The 17011-nt window shown below is 72.3% G+C and carries 14 protein-coding genes; 8 read left to right on the top strand and 6 right to left on the bottom strand.

Annotated features, from left to right (window positions below; genetic code table 11):
• Window positions 1-37: 37 nt before the first annotated feature.
• The 3 genes from ABD331_RS38690 to ABD331_RS38680 form a co-directional block, all read right to left on the bottom strand.
• Window positions 38-484, bottom strand: a complete 447-nt coding sequence (locus ABD331_RS38690) for a hypothetical protein (protein WP_344486686.1) — start codon at window positions 482-484, stop codon at window positions 38-40.
• Window positions 484-1026 (bottom strand): hypothetical protein, encoded by a 543-nt coding sequence (locus tag ABD331_RS38685; protein WP_344486683.1) that lies wholly within the window; start codon window positions 1024-1026, stop codon window positions 484-486. The genes ABD331_RS38690 and ABD331_RS38685 overlap by 1 nt, the downstream gene beginning before the upstream one ends.
• A gap of 66 nt (window positions 1027-1092) precedes the next feature.
• Window positions 1093-1707, bottom strand: a complete 615-nt coding sequence (locus ABD331_RS38680; protein ID WP_344486680.1) for an isochorismatase family protein — start codon at window positions 1705-1707, stop codon at window positions 1093-1095.
• A gap of 423 nt (window positions 1708-2130) precedes the next feature.
• On the opposite strand from ABD331_RS38680, the gene ABD331_RS38675 reads away from it, so the two are divergent.
• Entirely contained in the window at window positions 2131-3327 is a 1197-nt protein-coding gene (locus ABD331_RS38675; RefSeq protein WP_344486677.1) for an acyl-CoA dehydrogenase family protein, read from the top strand.
• A 47-nt stretch (window positions 3328-3374) separates the two neighbouring features.
• Here ABD331_RS38675 and ABD331_RS38670 read toward each other — a convergent pair whose 3' ends face one another.
• Window positions 3375-4334 (bottom strand): prephenate dehydrogenase/arogenate dehydrogenase family protein, encoded by a 960-nt coding sequence (locus ABD331_RS38670; RefSeq protein ID WP_344487054.1) that lies wholly within the window; start codon window positions 4332-4334, stop codon window positions 3375-3377.
• A gap of 315 nt (window positions 4335-4649) precedes the next feature.
• Between ABD331_RS38670 and ABD331_RS38665 the strand changes: the two genes are divergently transcribed.
• Both ABD331_RS38665 and ABD331_RS38660 read left to right on the top strand, forming a co-directional pair.
• Entirely contained in the window at window positions 4650-5588 is a 939-nt protein-coding gene (locus tag ABD331_RS38665) for an alpha/beta hydrolase (RefSeq protein WP_344486674.1), read from the top strand.
• A 62-nt stretch (window positions 5589-5650) separates the two neighbouring features.
• Window positions 5651-6259: a carboxymuconolactone decarboxylase family protein gene (locus ABD331_RS38660; protein ID WP_344486671.1), complete on the top strand. Its 609-nt coding sequence runs from the start codon at window positions 5651-5653 to the stop codon at window positions 6257-6259.
• A gap of 59 nt (window positions 6260-6318) precedes the next feature.
• On the opposite strand, the gene ABD331_RS38655 is transcribed toward ABD331_RS38660, so the two are convergent.
• Window positions 6319-6711: a nuclear transport factor 2 family protein gene (locus tag ABD331_RS38655; RefSeq protein WP_344486668.1), complete on the bottom strand. Its 393-nt coding sequence runs from the start codon at window positions 6709-6711 to the stop codon at window positions 6319-6321.
• Window positions 6712-6898: 187 nt separating this feature from the next.
• Between ABD331_RS38655 and ABD331_RS38650 the strand changes: the two genes are divergently transcribed.
• Together ABD331_RS38650 and ABD331_RS38645 are read left to right on the top strand one after the other, a co-directional pair.
• Complete coding sequence (locus tag ABD331_RS38650) at window positions 6899-7474, top strand: carboxymuconolactone decarboxylase family protein (RefSeq protein ID WP_344486665.1); 576 nt, start codon at window positions 6899-6901, stop codon at window positions 7472-7474.
• Entirely contained in the window at window positions 7471-9009 is a 1539-nt protein-coding gene (locus tag ABD331_RS38645; RefSeq protein WP_344486662.1) for an NAD(P)-binding domain-containing protein, read from the top strand. The genes ABD331_RS38650 and ABD331_RS38645 overlap by 4 nt, the downstream gene beginning before the upstream one ends.
• Here ABD331_RS38645 and ABD331_RS38640 read toward each other — a convergent pair.
• Entirely contained in the window at window positions 9006-10124 is a 1119-nt protein-coding gene (locus ABD331_RS38640; protein ID WP_344486659.1) for a carboxylate-amine ligase, read from the bottom strand. The two genes, ABD331_RS38645 and ABD331_RS38640, sit on opposite strands and share 4 nt — an antisense overlap.
• A 311-nt stretch (window positions 10125-10435) precedes the next feature.
• On the opposite strand from ABD331_RS38640, the gene ABD331_RS38635 reads away from it, so the two are divergent.
• From ABD331_RS38635 to ABD331_RS38625, 3 genes are all read left to right on the top strand, one after another.
• Window positions 10436-13609 carry a hypothetical protein gene (locus ABD331_RS38635; protein WP_344486656.1) on the top strand — a complete coding sequence of 1058 codons (3174 nt, stop codon included), beginning with the start codon at window positions 10436-10438 and terminating at the stop codon, window positions 13607-13609.
• Between the two features lie 191 nt (window positions 13610-13800).
• Window positions 13801-15282 carry a three-helix bundle dimerization domain-containing protein gene (locus tag ABD331_RS38630; protein ID WP_344486653.1) on the top strand — a complete coding sequence of 494 codons (1482 nt, stop codon included), beginning with the start codon at window positions 13801-13803 and terminating at the stop codon, window positions 15280-15282.
• A gap of 315 nt (window positions 15283-15597) precedes the next feature.
• Window positions 15598-16818 carry a lysozyme family protein gene (locus ABD331_RS38625; protein WP_344486650.1) on the top strand — a complete coding sequence of 407 codons (1221 nt, stop codon included), beginning with the start codon at window positions 15598-15600 and terminating at the stop codon, window positions 16816-16818.
• Window positions 16819-17011 lie beyond the last annotated feature (193 nt).

Here is a 17011-nt window from a genome sequence, read left to right as displayed (position 1 = left end):
CACGACGGTGTGGCGGCGGGACGACGGCGGGGCCTCGTCATGAGCGAGAGGCGGCCGGGGCGCGGCGGGGCCGCCTCACGTACAGGAACCACAGGACGGCCGCGGCGGCGCCGAGCAGCAGCGCGCGGAACATCCACTCGCCGGAGCCGCCTGGGCTGTACACCCGGGCGGGCGCGCCGACGTCCACGGCGGGCACCGACCGCCCGGCCTGCTGGGTGGCGCGGTCGCTGCCGTACAACTCCACGCCGCGCCGCAGCACCATCCCGTCCGAGGCGCGGAAGTCACCGGTCCACACGCACGACTCGTGCCCGGGATGCTCGACGCAGCTCAGCTCGACCGGCACGAAACGGCCCGCCTCGCCCTCCGCGAACGCCGCGCGCAGCACCGTACCGGCGTCCTGCGCCCCCAGATAGACGAGCAGCCCCGCGAAGAGGGTGAGCACCACGGAGAAGGCGGACGGGCGGGCCCGCCTGGCGGGCGTCATCACCAACTCGGCGCGACAGCGCAGGTGCACCGCATGCGCGCGCCCTCGGACACGCGCGGACGCCGGTGCAGGATCACCGCCACCACCATCGGCGCGAACACCAGCGCGTTGTAGAACAGGTGCAGCTCCATGCGCGGCACGAGGAGCTGGATCAGGCTGGTCGGCGCGGGACGGCCCAGCAGGTTCGCACCCACCAGCGCCTGCACGAGCAGCAGCAGGTGCTCCAGGTGGTGCCAGACCTGGATGCCGAGCGAGACGTTCCACCACGTACGGGATCTGCCGACGAACCCGCCGCGCAGCATGATCAGCCCGGTCAGCATGAGCAACGCGTAGCCGTAGTGCATCCACTCCGACGAGATCAGCCACGGGAACGGCACGCCGAGCAGGCCGCGCGCCTCCTTCAGCGGCCAGCCGAGCGCGTAGACCTGCACGGCCTGCGCGAGGTGCTCGCCCCAGTGGGCGACCACGACGACCATGAACGCGGTGAGCGCGGCCTTGTGATGGCGCGCGTTCAGACCGGTGGGCAGAGCTTCCGTGCGCATGCGCGTACCTCGATTCTGACCTGGAGTTTTCTTCCCAGCCTGAATCGAGGCGCGGTACGCGGCATCTCAGAGCGTGCGCAGTTGGAACAGCAGCTGCTTGGTGGTCATCGTGACCCCGCACGAGCCGGCCACGAAGCGGAGCGTCTGCAGGTGGTCGGCGGCGGTGCGGTCCGCGATCGCGTCGGCCACGATGTAGGGCTGGATGTCGTGGGTGAAGGCGTCGTGCGCCGTCGCCAGCACGCCGGCGTGCGCGTACACGCCGGCGACGATGAGCTGGTCGCGGCCCGACTCGCGCATCCGCCACAGCAGCGTGGACTCGTGGAAGGCGCTGTGCCGCCGCTTGGCGATGAGCCAGTCGTGCGGCCTGGGCGCCACGCAGTCGGGGAAGCGCCGCTGCGCCGCGTCGAGCCGCGGGCCGCGCTCCTCCTGGAAGTCCTTGAGCAAGCCCTGCTGCCGCTCGGTCATCAGACCGGGCTGCGCCGCGTAGGCCACGGGGACGCGCAGCCGCGTGCACTGCTCGCGCAACTCGGCGACGTTCCTCAGCAGGTCGCGCAGCGGGGCCTCGCCGTGCGGGAAGGCGTCCAGCACGCTGGTGCGCATGTCGAGCAACAGGAGCACGGCGCGCCGGGGGTCGGGCGTCCACGGCGGGGTGTTCCCGGGAAGCTCTCCCGTGTCCGGCATCGGATAAGGCTCGAATTCCGCAACAATCGTCATGTCAGCTCACCCGTATTATCTCGGCTTTCCTTCATGATCCGCCTGGGGCGAATGCGGCCGAAAGGTGGTACGGCGGCAGGAAGCTGCCTCCCTGTCGCCGTTTCTTGCCAGCCTAGAAAGGGAGCTTCTTGCCGGCCGGTGTGCGCAGGTCGAGCGAGGTGGGCGCGGGCTTCTTGGTGGGCTTGGAAACGCGAATACGTCGCATGATGAACTCCGTTCGGATTCCCCTTGCAGCGACGGTAACCGCTTGCCGGAATGCGGAGTTCTCGCGCCGTGCCCCACCCCGGACAGAGCAATTTCGGAGATGTCCCCGCGGGCGCGGGATGCGAGCCTCGTTGACGACGGGCGGGCGCCGTCGACGACGGGGACGCCGCCCGGCGAGGAGGCGCGATGCTGAAGCTCCCGACCCCCAGCGGAGCCGAGCTCGTCGCCCGCGCCGCGGACCTGGCGCGGGCCCTGCGCGGCAGGACCGCCCGCGCCGAACGCGACAGCGCCCCCAACTCCAAGACCCCGCCCCCCAAGAGCCCGCACCCCGAGACCTTGCACCCGGAGATTTTGGACGCCATGACGCTCGCCGGTGTGTACCGGCTGTGCGTGCCCGCCCGCTTCGGCGGCTACGCGGCGGACGCGGGCACCGTCGCGGCGGTCGCGGCCGAGCTGGCCGGGGCCGACGGCGCCGCCTCCTGGGCCGCCGCCGCCTCGTGGAGCGCGGCCTGGGCCTGCGCGATGTTCCCCGGCCAGGCGCAGGAGGACGTGTTCTCCGGCGGCGACGTGCGCATGAGCGGCACCCTGCGGCCCACCGCGATGGCGTTCGAGACCGGCGAAGGCATCGAGGTCAACGGCCGGTGGGGGCAGATCGCGGGCGCGGCCCACAGCCAGTGGCAGCTCATCGCCGCCATGCGGGTGGGCGCCGACGGCCGGCCCACCCACGTCCTGGCCCTCGCGCGGACGTCCGACCTCAAGCTCGTGGACGGCTGGGACGCGCCCGGGCTGCGCGGCTGCGGCGGCGCCGGAATCGTCGCGGACCACCTGTTCGTCCCGGCCCACCGGGTGCTCCCGCTGCGCGACGCCCTGCGCGGCTCCGCCTCCCACGCCCCGCTGGTGCCCTTCGCCTCCGTCTGCGCCGCCGGCGCCGCGCTCGGCCTGGCCCGCGCCGCCCGTGAGGCGTTCGCCGAGCGCGTCACGTACGGCAGGCTCGCCGACACCGACTACGAGAGCCGCGCCGCCGCGCCCACCACCCATCTGCGGGTCGCCGACGCCACCATGAAGATCGACGAGGCGGAGTTCCACACGCGCCGCCTCGCCGGGCTCCTCGACGGCAAGGCGGCGCGCGGCGAGGACTGGAGCCTGGCCGAGCGGGCCAGGGCGCGGGCGGAGGCGGGGGAGGTGTGCAGGCTCGGGCGGCTGGCGGCCGACACGCTGGCGGCGGCGGGGGACGAGACGTCCGTGCGCGACGACGAGCCGCTGCACCGGATCGCCCGCGACCTGGGGACGCTGTCACTGCACAGCCTCACCCACCCGGCCACGGGCGCCGAACTGTACGGCCGCACACTGTGCGGCCTGCCACCGCACACGCTGTACGTGTGAGGGCGCCGAAGCTGCTTCCCCTGTGTGTTGCCCCGTGTGCTTTCCCGTCAACCGGTGGCGGCCGTCTCGCGCCTGCCGTGCGGCCCGCCCGCCGTGCCCGGCCACGAGCTGACGATGCGCGAACGTCCCGCGTTCCCCGCGCCCAGCACGTCGGTGAGCGCGCCCAGGAGCGCCGGGTCGGCCGAGCGGAGCGCCGCCACCACGGAGTTGAGGTCGTCGGCGACGGCCTCCAGCACGTCGGCGACGGGCTCGGCGTTGTGCTCCAGGATGTCGCGCCACAGCCCGGACGGCCCGCCCGCCACCCGCGTCACGTCCAGCAGACCGCGCCCGGCGAGCACCAGCGCCCCCTCACCCGACCCCGCGAACCGCGCCGCCAGCGTCGACGACACCACGTGCGGGGCGTGCGACACGGCGGCGGCGGCCCGGTCGTGATCCTCCGGCTCGATCGGCACCACCCGGGCGCCGCACGCCGTCACCAGCGTGGTCACGGCCCTGACGGCGTGCGGTGACAGCGCCGGATGGTGGCACACCGCCCACGGCCGCCCCTCGAACAGGTCGGCACTGGCGGCGGCCGGCCCTGACGACTCGCGCCCGGCCATCGGGTGTCCCGGGACGAAGCTCTCCAGGTCGCATCCGGCGGCCTCGGCCTCGGCTAGCAGCCGCGCCTTGACGCTGGCCACGTCCGTGTAGAGCACGCCCAGCCTGCGCTCCTGCGCCCACCGCAGCATGGGCACGACGGCGGAGGGCGGCGTGGCGATCACCACCACATCCGCAGGCACGGTCGCGCCCGCCTCCAGCGAGGCGCCCGCCTCCGCACACGCGCCTGCCTTCGCACACGTGCCTGCCTCCGTGCGCCTGCCTGCCTCTGCACACGTCCCTGTCCTCGCGCACCTGCCTGCCTTCGCGCACGTGCCTGCCTGTGCCAAAGCGCCTGCCTGTGCCGAAGCGCCTGCCTGTGCAAAAGCGCCCGTCGTCAGTGGCACCCCCGCGCCCCTGTTCACGGCCATCGCCACCGCCCCCGGGTCCCGGTCGGCGAGCGCGACGCGCACGCCGGCCCGCCGCAGGGCGAGCGCCACCGACGTGCCGATCAACCCGCACCCGATCACCGTGACCTTGCGGACCGCCCACCCGGGCGTCGTTGAGGTGCCAGATCCTGACATGGCAGCGCCTTCCCCTGACGTGGCTTCACGCTCCCGACCATGGTGCGCGACCCTTGCCGCGCCGGGCAGCGTCCCGCCAGGTCCCCTTGCTGCACCGGCACGGCACCTTCCTGCCACGCCGGGCCAGGGCGCCACGCCACCGCCGCGACCTACGCTCGCCGCATGTCCTTCCACGAACTGCTGACCAGAACCGTCAGGGACCCCGACCGCGTGATCCGCTTCGGCCCGCACCCCGACCAGGTCATCGACGTGCACCTCCCGCCACGGGAGACCGCGCCGGCGGTGGTCCTGCTGCACGGCGGGTTCTGGCTGTCGCGGTACGACAGGACGCACGCGCGCCCCATGGCCGTCGCGCTGGCCGCCCTCGGGCACCGCGTGTACGTGCCGGAGTACCGCAGGCTGGGGCAGGAGGGCGGCGGCTACCCCGGCACGTTCGACGACGTGGCCGCCGCCGTTGATCTCGTCGTGCGGGAGCGGCGGGGGATCGTCGTGGCGGGGCATTCGGCGGGCGGGCACCTGGCCCTCTGGTCGGCGCTGCGCCACCGGCTGCCCGCCTCCTGCCCGTGGAAGGGTGAGCCCGCCATCGACGCGGTGGTGGGGCTGGCGGCGCTGTCGGACCTGGGGGAGGCGTACACCCGCGGGCTGGGCGACGGTGCGGCGGCGCGCCTGCTGGACGGCCGCCCGGAGCTTCTCGCCCGCACCGACCCCACCCGCCTGCTGCCACCCGCCCCCGCCCCCCGACCCGCCCCTGCGCTGAGCCCCGCCCCTGCGCTGAGCCCCGCCCCTGCGCTGAGGCCCGCCCCTGCGGCAAGGCCCGCTCCCGCCCAAAACCGGCCCGCCCTCGCGGTGCGCGTGGCGCTGGTGCACGGGGCTAGGGACCGGCTCGTGCCCGTGGACATGAGCCGCAGGTTCGCGATCCGCGCGGGTGCCGAGCTGACCGAGATCGACGACGCCGGCCACTTCGCCCTCATCGACCCGCTCTCCACCGCCTGGCCCGCCGTGATCCGCGCCCTGGCAGGAAGCGGCCACCGCCCTGCACCTTGCTGGCCGCCCACACCCCACACCCGCCACCCCGATCACCGCACACTGAAAGTGCCGTGACACCGACCGACGACGAAGGGCACAAAATGACGAACGTCACTTTTTTGGATAACCGCAATACCGTGAATGGGCCACCGCGCTGGCGCGAATTCGTCAATCACGCCGGCGGCAGATCCGCTCACATCACGTTACGTTCGGACGAGCCGGGAATTCGAGGCCTGTTCCGCTACCGCCCGGAGGCCGCGCAACCGCTGAACCTGCTCTCCGAGGTGCTCCTGTGCGGCGACGGCACCCTGACCAGGGGCGAACGGGAGCTGATCGCCGCCTACGTGTCGTCGCTCAACCAGTGCCGGTTCTGCTACCACACGCACGCCGCCTTCGCCGCGGTCCGCGTCCCCGGCGGCATGGAGTTGGTCGACCAGGTACGGAACGATCTGCGCGGCGCCCCCGTCCCGGCCAAGCTCAAGGCGCTGCTGGCGATCGCGGCGGCCGTCCAGCGCGGCGGGCAGGAGGTGACGCCCGAGCACGTGGCGGCGGCCAGGCAGGAGGGGGCCACGGACGAGGAGATCCACGACGCGGTGCTGATCGCGGCGGCGTTCTGCATGTACAACCGGTACGTGGACGGCCTGGCCACGCTGGCCTGCGACGACCCCGAGCACTACGCCGAGCGGGCCCGGCTGACCGGCGGGTACGTGGCCACCTGGAACGACGCGCTGGAGGAGGCCTGCTGAGAACCCCCGGGAAAACCTGCGGCGCGGGCTCCGTGCGGCGCCCGCGCCCGAGACCTCCGTCAGGCGAAGAACTCGTCCACCGAGTACGGATCGTACGGGTAGCTCGTCCGCTCGCTGATCCTCCCGCCGCTCAACCGGAAGAGCTGGAGACCGTGGTCGTTGAGGGTGCGGCCGTCCCGCTCACCCCGGATCGACAGCACCGCGGCCACGCGGTCCCCGCCGGCCAGGAAGTCCTCCGGCTCCAGCCGCAGCCCGCCCGAGGCGGCCTCGGCCAGCCGGGCCAGGTAGCCGAGCACCTCCTGCTTGCCCCGGTAGTCCTTGGCCATCGGGCCGCGGCCCGGGACGTGGAAGACGACGTCGTCGGTGAGGAGGTCTCGCAGTACGTCCAAGTCGCCCTTGGCGAGGGCGTCGTAGAAACCGCTGGCGACAGTGATGCTGGAATGTTCGGTCATGGATTCCGTCCATCGCAAACAGGGCTTATGGGCCGTTCGCGACCCTACGCTGCGTAGATCCGCAAAACAAGAAGGCGTCCGGAATAGGCGCATAAATCGAGAAAAAGGGGACGTTGACAGTGGATGAGCGACCACCCGATCATGCAGGAGGTGACCGACCCAACCCGGCCGAAAATGAGGAGCATTAATGCCCCACATCACCATCGATTCTGGTGAGCCCGGAATTCGTGGCCTCTTCGCCTTCCGCCCCGAGACGGCCGGACCGCTCAACGCCCTGGCCGAAGCGCTGCTGCGCGGCGACAACACGCTGACACGCGGCGAGCGGGAGCTGATCGCCGCGTACGTGTCCGGGCTCAACGAGTGCCGCTACTGCACCGCCTCGCACGCCGCGTTCGCCGCCGCCCAGCTCCCCGGCGGCATGGACCTGGTCGACCGGGTACGCGCCGGCGAGGCGGGCGCCGAGATCTCGCCCAAGCTCCAGACGCTGCTGGCGATCGCCGCCGCCGTGCAGAGGAGCGGCCGCGAGGTCACCGGCGACCTGGTGGACGCGGCCAAGGCCGAGGGCGCCACCGACCGCGAGCTCCACGACACGGTGCTGATCGCGGCGGCGTTCTGCATGTTCAACAGGTACGTGGACGGCCTGGCCACGCACGCCCCCGACGACCCGGCCTTCTACGCCACCTCCGCCGAGCGCATCGTGACGCACGGCTACGGTCACCCCGCCCCTCAGCCCGCCCCGCAGCAGGCGGGACACTTGGGGTGACGCACGACCACCGCTACCTGATCATCGGCGCGGGCCCCGGCGGGCTCCAGCTCAGCCACTTCCTGCAGCGGGCCGGCGCCGACTACGTCACGCTGGAGCGGGAGGAGTCGCCAGGCGGCTTCTTCCGCCGCTACCCGCGCCATCGGCGGCTGATCTCGCTGAACAAGGTCCACACCGGCGAGAAGGACCGCGAGATCCAGCTCCGCTGGGACTGGAACTCCCTGCTCAACGAGGGCCCGGAGCTGACGTTCCCGAGCTACTCGCAGGAGTACTTCCCGCACGCCGACGACCTGCTGCGCTACCTCGCCGACTTCCAGCGCGTGCACGACCTGCGGGTGCGCTACTCCACGCCGGTGCTGCGGGTGGAGAAACAGGACGGCCGCTTCACGGTGCGCACGGACGGCGACGTCTACCGCGCCGACTGCGTGATCGTGGCGACCGGGTTCGGCGGCCCGCACGTGCCCGCCATCCCCGGCATCGAGCTGGCCACCGGCTACGAGGACGTCCCGTCCGGCGGCGAGGGCTTCGCGGGGAAGCGGGTGCTCATCGTCGGCAAGGGCAACTCGGCGTTCGAGACGGCCCAGGCGCTGCTGCCGTACGCGTCGGTCATCCACCTGGCCAGCCCCAGCCCCGTACGGCTGACCTGGACCAGCAAGCACCCCGGCCACGTGCGCGGCCAGTACGGCGCGCTGCTGGACAGCTACTGGTTCAAGACCTTGCACGCCGTGCTGGAGTGCACGGTGGACCGGATCTGGCGCGAGGACGGCGGCTTCCGCGCCGCGATCACGTACACGCTGGCCGACGGCGAGCAGGCGGTGCTCGACTACGACGCCGTGCTGCGCTGCACCGGCTTCACCATGGACACCGGCCTGTTCGGCGAGTCCTGCCGGCCCGGGCTGGCGCCGAACGGCCGCATCCCGGCCATCCGCCCCGACTTCCAGTCCGCCGACGTGGACGGCCTGTACTTCGCGGGCACCCTCATGCAGGCCCGCGACTTCAAGCGCGCCTCCTCCGCGTTCATCGACGGCTTCCGCTACAACCTGCGCACCCTGGCCGCGCTGCTGCGCGAACGCTACGACGGGGTGCCGCTGCGCTCGCGCGACCTGCCCGCCGACGCCGGCCCGCTCACGGACGACGTGCTCGGCCGGGTCAACCACAGCTCGGCGCTGTGGACCCAGTTCGAGTACCTGGCGGACGCGTACGTCATCGACGCGGCGAGCCGGACGGCGCGGCACTACGAGGACCTGCCGGAGGACTACGCCGTCTCCCGCTTCGCCGGCGAGGACCTGCTGCTCACCGTCACCCTGCGCTGGGGCCCGCGCGACCGGCACCCCGACGTGTTCGCCATCCGACGCCACCCGACGCCGGACCGCGCCGACGAGTGCGCCTTCCTGCATCCCGTCGTCCGGGTCTGGCGGCGCGGCGAGCAGATCGCCGAGCGGCACCTGCTGGAGGATCTGCAAGCCCGCTGGCAGGACCCGGTACGGCACGTCGCCCCGCTGCGCGCCTTCCTGTCCGAGCACCTGCCCGGCTAGGAGAGGAAACGCTCCACCAGATCGTCCACCACGCCCTCGAAGGAGCCGCGCGTCTTCAGCGCGGCGCGCTGCCGGGCGGCCCCGCTCCCGGCCTCGCGCAACCACCGCCACTCCCGCGCGACCGTCTCCAGGTCGCCGCTGTCCACCAGGGCGGGCCGCACGTGCTCCAGCAGCCCCGCCACGATCTCCGCCACGGGGACCGCCCGCCCGGTGTGCGGATCGACGCCGTGCCCGTCGAGCCCGTCCCTGGCCGCCCGCCAGTACGCCACCCGCAGCAGCTCGCCCGGCGTCCGCGGCCCGGGATCCCCGTCACGCACCCGCCCCAGCGACACCGTGACCAGCGCCCTGACCACCAGCGCCAGCAGCAGCGACTCGCGCGCCGAGGCGGGCACGTCCGTCACCCGCACCTCCACGGTCGGCAGCCGCGGCGAGGGCCGCACGTCCCAGAAGACGGTCGCCGGATCGACCAGCGCGCCGCTCGCGTTCAGCGCCGCGACCACGCTCTCGTAGTGCTCCAGGCTCTCCAGGTACGGCGGCGGCCCCGCCACCGGCCACTTGCTCCAGGACAGCACCCGCCACCCCGCGTAACCGGTGTCGCGGCCCGTCCAGAACGGCGAGTTGGCCATGAGCGCGATCAGCGCGGGCAGCCAGGGCCGCACGTGGTTGCAGACCAGCGGCGCCAGCTCCCGCTCCGGCAGGTGCACGTGCACATGACCGGCGCAGATGGCCTGCTCGTCGTGGAGCGCCCGGTAGTTCTCGATGCCGAGGTCGTAGCGGGGGTCCTCGGTGATGGGCGGCGGCACCGCGTCGCCCAGCACGGGCGTGCCCGACGCGACCACGGCCAGCCCTTCTGCCCGCGCGGCGGCGGCGACCACGTCCCGCATGCGCCGCAGCTCCCGCCCCAGCCCTTCGTGGCCGGCGGTGGGCGGCGTCTTGGCCTCCACCTGGAACTGGGTGATCTCGGTGCACACCAGGTCGCCGAGCTCCCCGGCGGCCCGCCGGACGACCGGCCCGGCTCCCGGCGCCACCTCGCGCGTGCGGGGATCGACGACGAAGTACTCCTCCTCGACCCCCATCAGGGGCCGGACGGGGTCGAACGCGGCGGTCACGGTCATGGCTCCCTTGCCGGAGGCGGACGGTCACGTCCGATCTTGCCCGTCCCGCAGCCCGTCCCGCAGCCCGTCCCGCCCGCCCTTCTCACGCGGCCTTCCCACACGCTCGTCGGCACGCTCGTCCCGCACGGCCCTCCCGCACGGCCCTCCCGCACGGCCCTCCCGCGTGGCGCGGCCGTCGGCGCCTTCTCGCCCGCCGTCCACCGCGCCTACGCCCCGTACAACACGCGGGCTTGGCGCCGTTAGGTCTAGGCGACCTATTGGACGCGACGTACAGTCCCGGTCAAACCCCCGTCCCGAGGCGGTCGATGGCCATGTCGTCGCGATTCCTGGCGCCCTTAGTCGTCCTGTTACTCGTCCTGGCCACGGGAGCCGCTCCCGCCTGGGCGGACACGGCGGCGGGGTCGAGCGCGTGCACGGCCGGCGGCGTCACCTGGCGGGCGGCGTGGACGGTGTCCGACTCCGTCTACGGCCCGCTCGCCAGGGTGACCGGCCTGACCAGGACCGACGGCTCAGGCACGGCCGACGCTGGCGGGTCGCAGTGGGAGCTGCGCTGGGACAACGTCCCCGCCCAGTGGCCGCCGAGCACCCCGCAGGCGGCGCCGTTCCAGCAGGTCACCGGCACGCTCGCCGGCGTCGGCGGCCAGCCGGTCGCCACGTACCTGTCGCCGCGGCTGGTCGCCCCCGACGGGGGCTGCCAGATCTACCTGTCGCCGTACGCCAACGCGCACGGGCAGCCCGGCCGGCCGCGGATCGCGGTGCTCGGGGACAGCCTGGTGCAGCAGCTCAACGACACCGACTACAACGCCGCCCACGGCGTTCAGGGCTACGTGGAGGGCAACCTCAACACCGCGGGCCTGCTCGCGGAGGTCGAGGGGCAGGGCGGGCGCCGCTGGACCGACGGCGGCGGCACCGGCCTGGCGAAGGCGGGCAGCTACCTGCTCGACGAGTTCCGCGGGCTCACCGAGCACGAGACGAGCGGGTTCGTGGTCGCGCTGGGCGCCAACGACGCCCTGCACGTCGCGCTGGGCGCCACCCAGCAGGAGCGCGACGCCCGCTGGGCGGCCGTGTACGACAAGCTCCTGGCCGTGCTGGGCGAGATGACCACCGGCACGGGCTGCCTGGTCGCGATCACCGCGCCCGAGCACGGCAACGTCTACAGCGCCAACTATGCCGCCGCGGCCACCCCGCTCAACGACGTGCTGCGCTGGATCGCCGCCGCCGACGGCTCCGACTCCTTCACCCTGCTCGACTTCGCCGCCGAGGCGAAGCAGCATCAGCGCGACGCCGCGCAGCCCTGGTTCGACACCGACAACCTGCACCTCAACCTCGCGGGCAAGCTCGTCTACACCGCCAAGATCACCGAGGCCGCGCAGCGCTGCGGCCAGGTCCCGCCCGCGCGGGCCGTGCAGGTCTACGGCGCGCCCGGCACGTTCGGCACGCTCACCGACGGCGGCACGGCGCCGACCGGCCAGCCCATCGGCGCCTCGCCGGTCGCCGGATGGGACGTGCCGCCGGGGCAGAGCGCGTTCTTCTCCGCCGTCGCCGCCGACGGGACGATCTTCACGGCGGGCCTCGACCACAACGCGGTCTTCTTCTTCCCGACGGCTGACGACAGCGTGATCATGTCGTTCGACCCGGCGCGCCGCGCGTACGAGAACATCCGGATCCGCTCCACCACCGGCGCCACCCACGGCAGGTACCCGCCCGCCTCGCCGGGCGGCAGCTCCATCGCCGACCTGCAGGCCATCGACGGCGGCGAGGCGATCGCGTTCACCGTCTTCGCACCCAACCAGAGCGATCACGACGGGCAGGGCGTCTGGCCGACGTTCGGCGTCCTGACCAAGACCGGCGGGCACTGGCAGGTCGCGGACGGCAACCAGTGGACGGCGGCCCAGCTCCGCGACTCCAGCGCCACCCTCGGCCAGGCGGCGTGCGGCGGCTCGGCACCCTACTGCCGCGGCATGAACGAGATGTCGCTCCTGCCCGCGTCCCAGGACCTCGTGGTCGCGCAGTACACCTCCGGCACCGGCGACGAGAACAAGAACGGCGCCATCGTCGTCCTGCGCGTGGAGGGGCCCGACGCCGCCGGCCGGTACACCGCCCGGATCCGCGGCCACTACCAGCTTCCCCGCTTCCCGAACCCGCAGACCGCCGCCCCGGACGACTACGCCGACCTGTCGGTGCTCGCCGTCGAGGCCGACCCCGCCGGCACGCTCGGCGACGAACGCTTCACCGCCGTCTTCGACGCCTGGAACGTGCACAACCCCGTCATCGAGTTCAGCTACGACGCCGCCACCGGGACGATCACCCCCGTCTCGGCGCCCCTCATCGCCGGCGACCGCAGCGGCGGCGGCGAGTTCTGGGGCTACAGTGCCAGCGCCTACGACGGCGACGGCAACCTGTGGATCCGCCGCAGCCGCGGCTTCGGCAACGGCCCGCTCGCCGTCTACGCCCGCCGGCCGGGGCAGCACAACATCGGCGGCCAGAGCTGCGCCTACGACCCCGCCAAGACCTGGGACGCCTACACCTCCACCTCCGGCGGCACCACCGTGTGGGGCCTGACCTGCCCGCCCGACTACGACCTGCTCCAGGGCGCGGAGACCGGCCCCGCCACCGGCGTCGCGTACAACCCGGCCAACGGCGACCTCGTCACGCTCGGCGCGAGCGGCGAGATGCTCGCCATCCGCACCAGCGGCCAGGGCCGCGCCATGTCCTTCACGATCGGCGCCTTCGCCGACCCCGGACGCTCCCGGCTGCCCGTCGGCGCCAACCCCGCCGACCCGTCCCGCGAGTCGATCACCGACACCCGGCTCGGCGGCTTCGACGCCTCCGGCCGCTTCTTCTACTGGCTCGGCCAGCGGGTCGCGCCGAGCTGCGCCGCGCCCGTCGAGGGGCCGTGCCGCAGCGACAACGCCTACGCCGAGCTGGACCAGTGGCTCGTCACCGCCGACCCCGGCGCCCTGTTCGACCCGGCCCCGGCCGTGCTGCCCGTCGAGCAGGGACAGCGCGTCACGATCGAGGCCGAGCACACCACGACCACCGCCACCACCCTGACCCAGGGGACGACGATCAAGGTCGACTCGCACGCGTACGTGCACAAGTGCATGTGGGGCTGGGGCACCAGCCAGTGCGCCGACAAGGGGGCGGACAACTCGTACCAGACCGAGGGGCGGGTGCTCGCCGACGACACCGGCACGGCCGGGCATCCGGGGACGCCTGTCACGTACGAGGTGTTCGCGCCGCGCGGCGGGCAGTACACGATCGCGTACCGGGCCCGCATGCGCGGCGCGGCCACCGGCCGCGTGCACGTCAGGGCCGGCTCCACCACCTACCCCGCCACCACTCTGTTCGAGGGCGGCTGGGGAGTGACGACCGGACCTGCGCTGACGCTGGCGCCCGGCGTGAACACCCTGACCATCTCCGCGCCGGCGGGGGAGGCGGGCTGGTACCTCAACTGGTTCACCCTCACGCGCACCTCACCGTAGGCGGCAACAGGTCGGCGTGAACAAATGGCTTCCGATTATGAACAGTCAATGTCATCTTTTATGGCTTCACATAAAGGGTGGCCATGATTATCAACATGACCGAAAATGCCTATATGGTGGGGTCCCGGCGCTCGGGCAGGCCCTGATGGCTTGCCGTGAAATACGACAAATGCGACGTCGGGGAGATATTTGTGAGTGTCGACAACGTCCGCGAGGAACAGGCAATTCGCCGGACCACCGATCACCTGGTTGAGGTTTTCGCGGACACCCACCCCGCCGAGCACGTCGAGCGGGTGATGCAGGCCGCATATCGCAGTTTCGACGGTTTTCCCGTCCGGGACTTCGTGCCCGTCCTGGCGGAGCGCCTGGCCCGCGCCGAGCTGAGCGCCCCGCCACAGACGGACGCCCCGACGCGCGCCTCCGCACTCACCGAGGCCCCCGCACTCACCGAGGCCTCCGCACTCACCGAGGCCTCCGCACTCACCGAGGCCTCCGCACTCACCCAGGCCCCCGCACCGGCCGAGCCGCCTGCGGAACCCGACGCGCCCGCAGAAGCGCCGACGGTGGAAACACCCGCACCGGGAACGCCCAGCCGCAAGCTGCTGCTCCCCGTCGGCGCCGTAGCCGCGGTCGCCGTGCTCGCCACCGTCCTCGTCGTCGTGAACCTCGGCCAGGAGGAGACCACCTCAGCCACCCCCCTCACCACCGTCCGAGGCGTCATCGGCTCGGAGAAGCAGGCCTTCTTCGAGGACCCGCAGGTGGTCAAGGCCCTCGCGGCCCACGGCCTCAAGGTCGAGATCCAGCCGGCGGGCTCCCGCCAGATCGCCACCTCCATGGACCTCACCGGCTACGACTTCGCCTTCCCCTCCAGCGCCCCCGCGGCCGAGCACATCCAGCGCAGCCGCAAGGCCGGCACCAAGTACACGCCGTTCTCCTCACCCATGGCGATCGCCACGTTCCAGCCGATCGCCGACCTGCTCACCAAGGCGAACGTCGTCAAGCAGACCCCGGTCCCCACGTTCGACGTCAGCCGCCACCTCGACCTGGTCACCTCGGGCCAGAAGTGGGACCAGCTCAAGGGCAACTCGACCTACCCGGTGGACAAGAACATCCTGATCTCCACCACGGACCCCCGCACCTCCAACTCCGCCGCCATGTACCTGGCCACCACCAGCTACGTCGCCAACGGCGGCAAGGTCGTGCACGGCGCCGCCGCGGAGAAGGCCGTGCTGCCGCTGGTGACGCCGCTCTTCACCGGCCAGGGATACACCGACGACACCTCGGAGGGCCCGTTCGAGGAGTACCTGACGGTCGGCATGGGCCCGTCGCCGCTGGTCTGGATCTACGAGGCGCAGTTCGTGGACGCCGCCGCGCGCGGGCAGCTCAAGCCGGGCATGGTGCTGCTGTACCCGTCGCCGACGGTGCTGTCGAAGCACACGCTGGTGCCGTTCGGCCCCTCGGGCGACCGTCTCGGGCGCCTGCTGAGCACCGACCCGCAACTGCAGCGGCTCGCCGCCGGGCACGGGTTCCGCTCGGGTGACGCCGCCCGTTTCGCCGAGGTGGCCGCGGAGCATGACGTACGCGTCGCGGCCGACCTCATCGACATGGTCGACATCCCGTCCTACGACACCCTGGAGCACCTGCTCGACGGCGTCGCCAAGGCGTACGGCTGACCGGCGCCCCTGGTGGCGGCAGCTCCACGCCGCCGGGGCGATCGTCACCGACCTCTCAGCAGGACACCCCTCACTCCGGCGCCCACGGTTCCTGACGGGACCGCGGAGAGCGGCGCTGTCCCGTCTGTACGGCGATGTCCACGCATGTCGTACGGCGGCTGGACGCTTCCGGCGGCCGTCCTCTGGCCATGTGGCGGAGCGCCATGGGCGACCACTGGACGATCTCGGACAAAACCCCCTGGCTGGTCAACGTGCGGGGCCCTACCAAGGCCTTCAGGAAGGTCCGACGGACCAAGTCCCTCACGGAGGCACTAAATGCATATTCGCTCAAGGCGACGCATCACGTACGCCGCCCTGGCCGGCGTGCTGGCGCTCGGCGGAACGGGGCTCACCATAGGGGTCGCGACGGCACAGCTCCAGACCGACGACCCGGATCTGGCCATGGTTCAGGCGGCGGCGGCCAAGAAAAGCGCCTCGGCCGCGGCCACCACCACCAAGGCCGCCGACTCGGAGGCGGCGGACGCGGATTCCGAGGAGATCAGCGTCGCCGACGAGGCCGACGACCCCGCCGAGTCGGACGACTCCTCCTCGGAGACCTCCTCCGACACTTCTTCGGAGACCTCTTCGGAGACCTCTTCGGAGACCTCTTCGGAGACCGGCGAGGACGACACCACCACCGAGTCCGACGACTCCACCACCACGGAGTCCGACGCCGACTCTGACTCTGACGCCGACTCTGACGTGAAGCAGGCCGACGGCACCGAGGTGACGGACAAGACCGACACCGACGAGACCGACGACACCACGGAGACCGACGACACCGAGACGTCCGACGACGACGCCGACGAGACCGAGGAAGGCACGGAGGAGACGGCGACCGGCGCCGAGGAGACCATGGCCGACCTCACCGAAGAGCAGCTCCGCTGCCCGTTCACCACGCTCTACAAGGGCAGCGTCAAGCAGATGCTGATCAAGCGTGAAGGCGTGCGGACGAAGGCCGAGACCGTCACGGTGAAGACCAAGAAGGGCAAGACCCGGACCAGCGTCACCATCGGGATCGGCTTCGACCTGGACCGCGGCGACGCGCGGACCATCATCAACGGCATCCTGAAGGAGACCACGGCGCCGTCCGAGCTGGACGACGTCAAGTCCGGCAAGGCGTTCGACGACCTCAAGGCGGGCGCGAGCGAGCTGACCGAGGAGCAGGTGAACGCGCTCTTCGACGCCTCGTACGAGGAGGCCAAGGAACTGGTCACGCGCCGGGGCATCGAGAGCTTCGACAAGCTGCCCCGCTCCGTGCAGGCCGCGTTGGTCGACTTGGCGTTCGCCCGGCCGAGCAAGATCCGCGACATCGCCGACGAGGTGAACCTGGGCACCCAGGCGGCGCTGGCCAAGAAGCAGTCGCTGAGCAGCGCCAACTACGGGCCTGCCGCCAAGCGGCTTGAGTCCCTCGGCGACGCCGCCGCCAAGCGGGGGCAGTCCGCCGACAAGCTGCGGTTCGAGCTGGATGCCGCGATGCTGCGTAACAAGTGCTAGTTCTGCACTACTGAAGTCCCACGGGTCGTGCCCGGGTTTCCACCTGAACCCGGGCACGACCCTTTTCCACGCCCACCCACCACGCCCACCCACCACGCCCACCCACCACGCCCACCCACCACGCCCACCCACCACGCCCACCCACCACGCCCACCCACCACGCCCACCCACCACGCCCACCCACCACGCCCAC

It is taken from the genome of Nonomuraea monospora (genome assembly GCF_039531895.1).
Classification (GTDB): domain Bacteria; phylum Actinomycetota; class Actinomycetes; order Streptosporangiales; family Streptosporangiaceae; genus Nonomuraea; species Nonomuraea monospora.
Note: the sequence above shows the minus strand (reverse complement) of the source record. Positions and strands in the feature narration are given on the sequence as shown.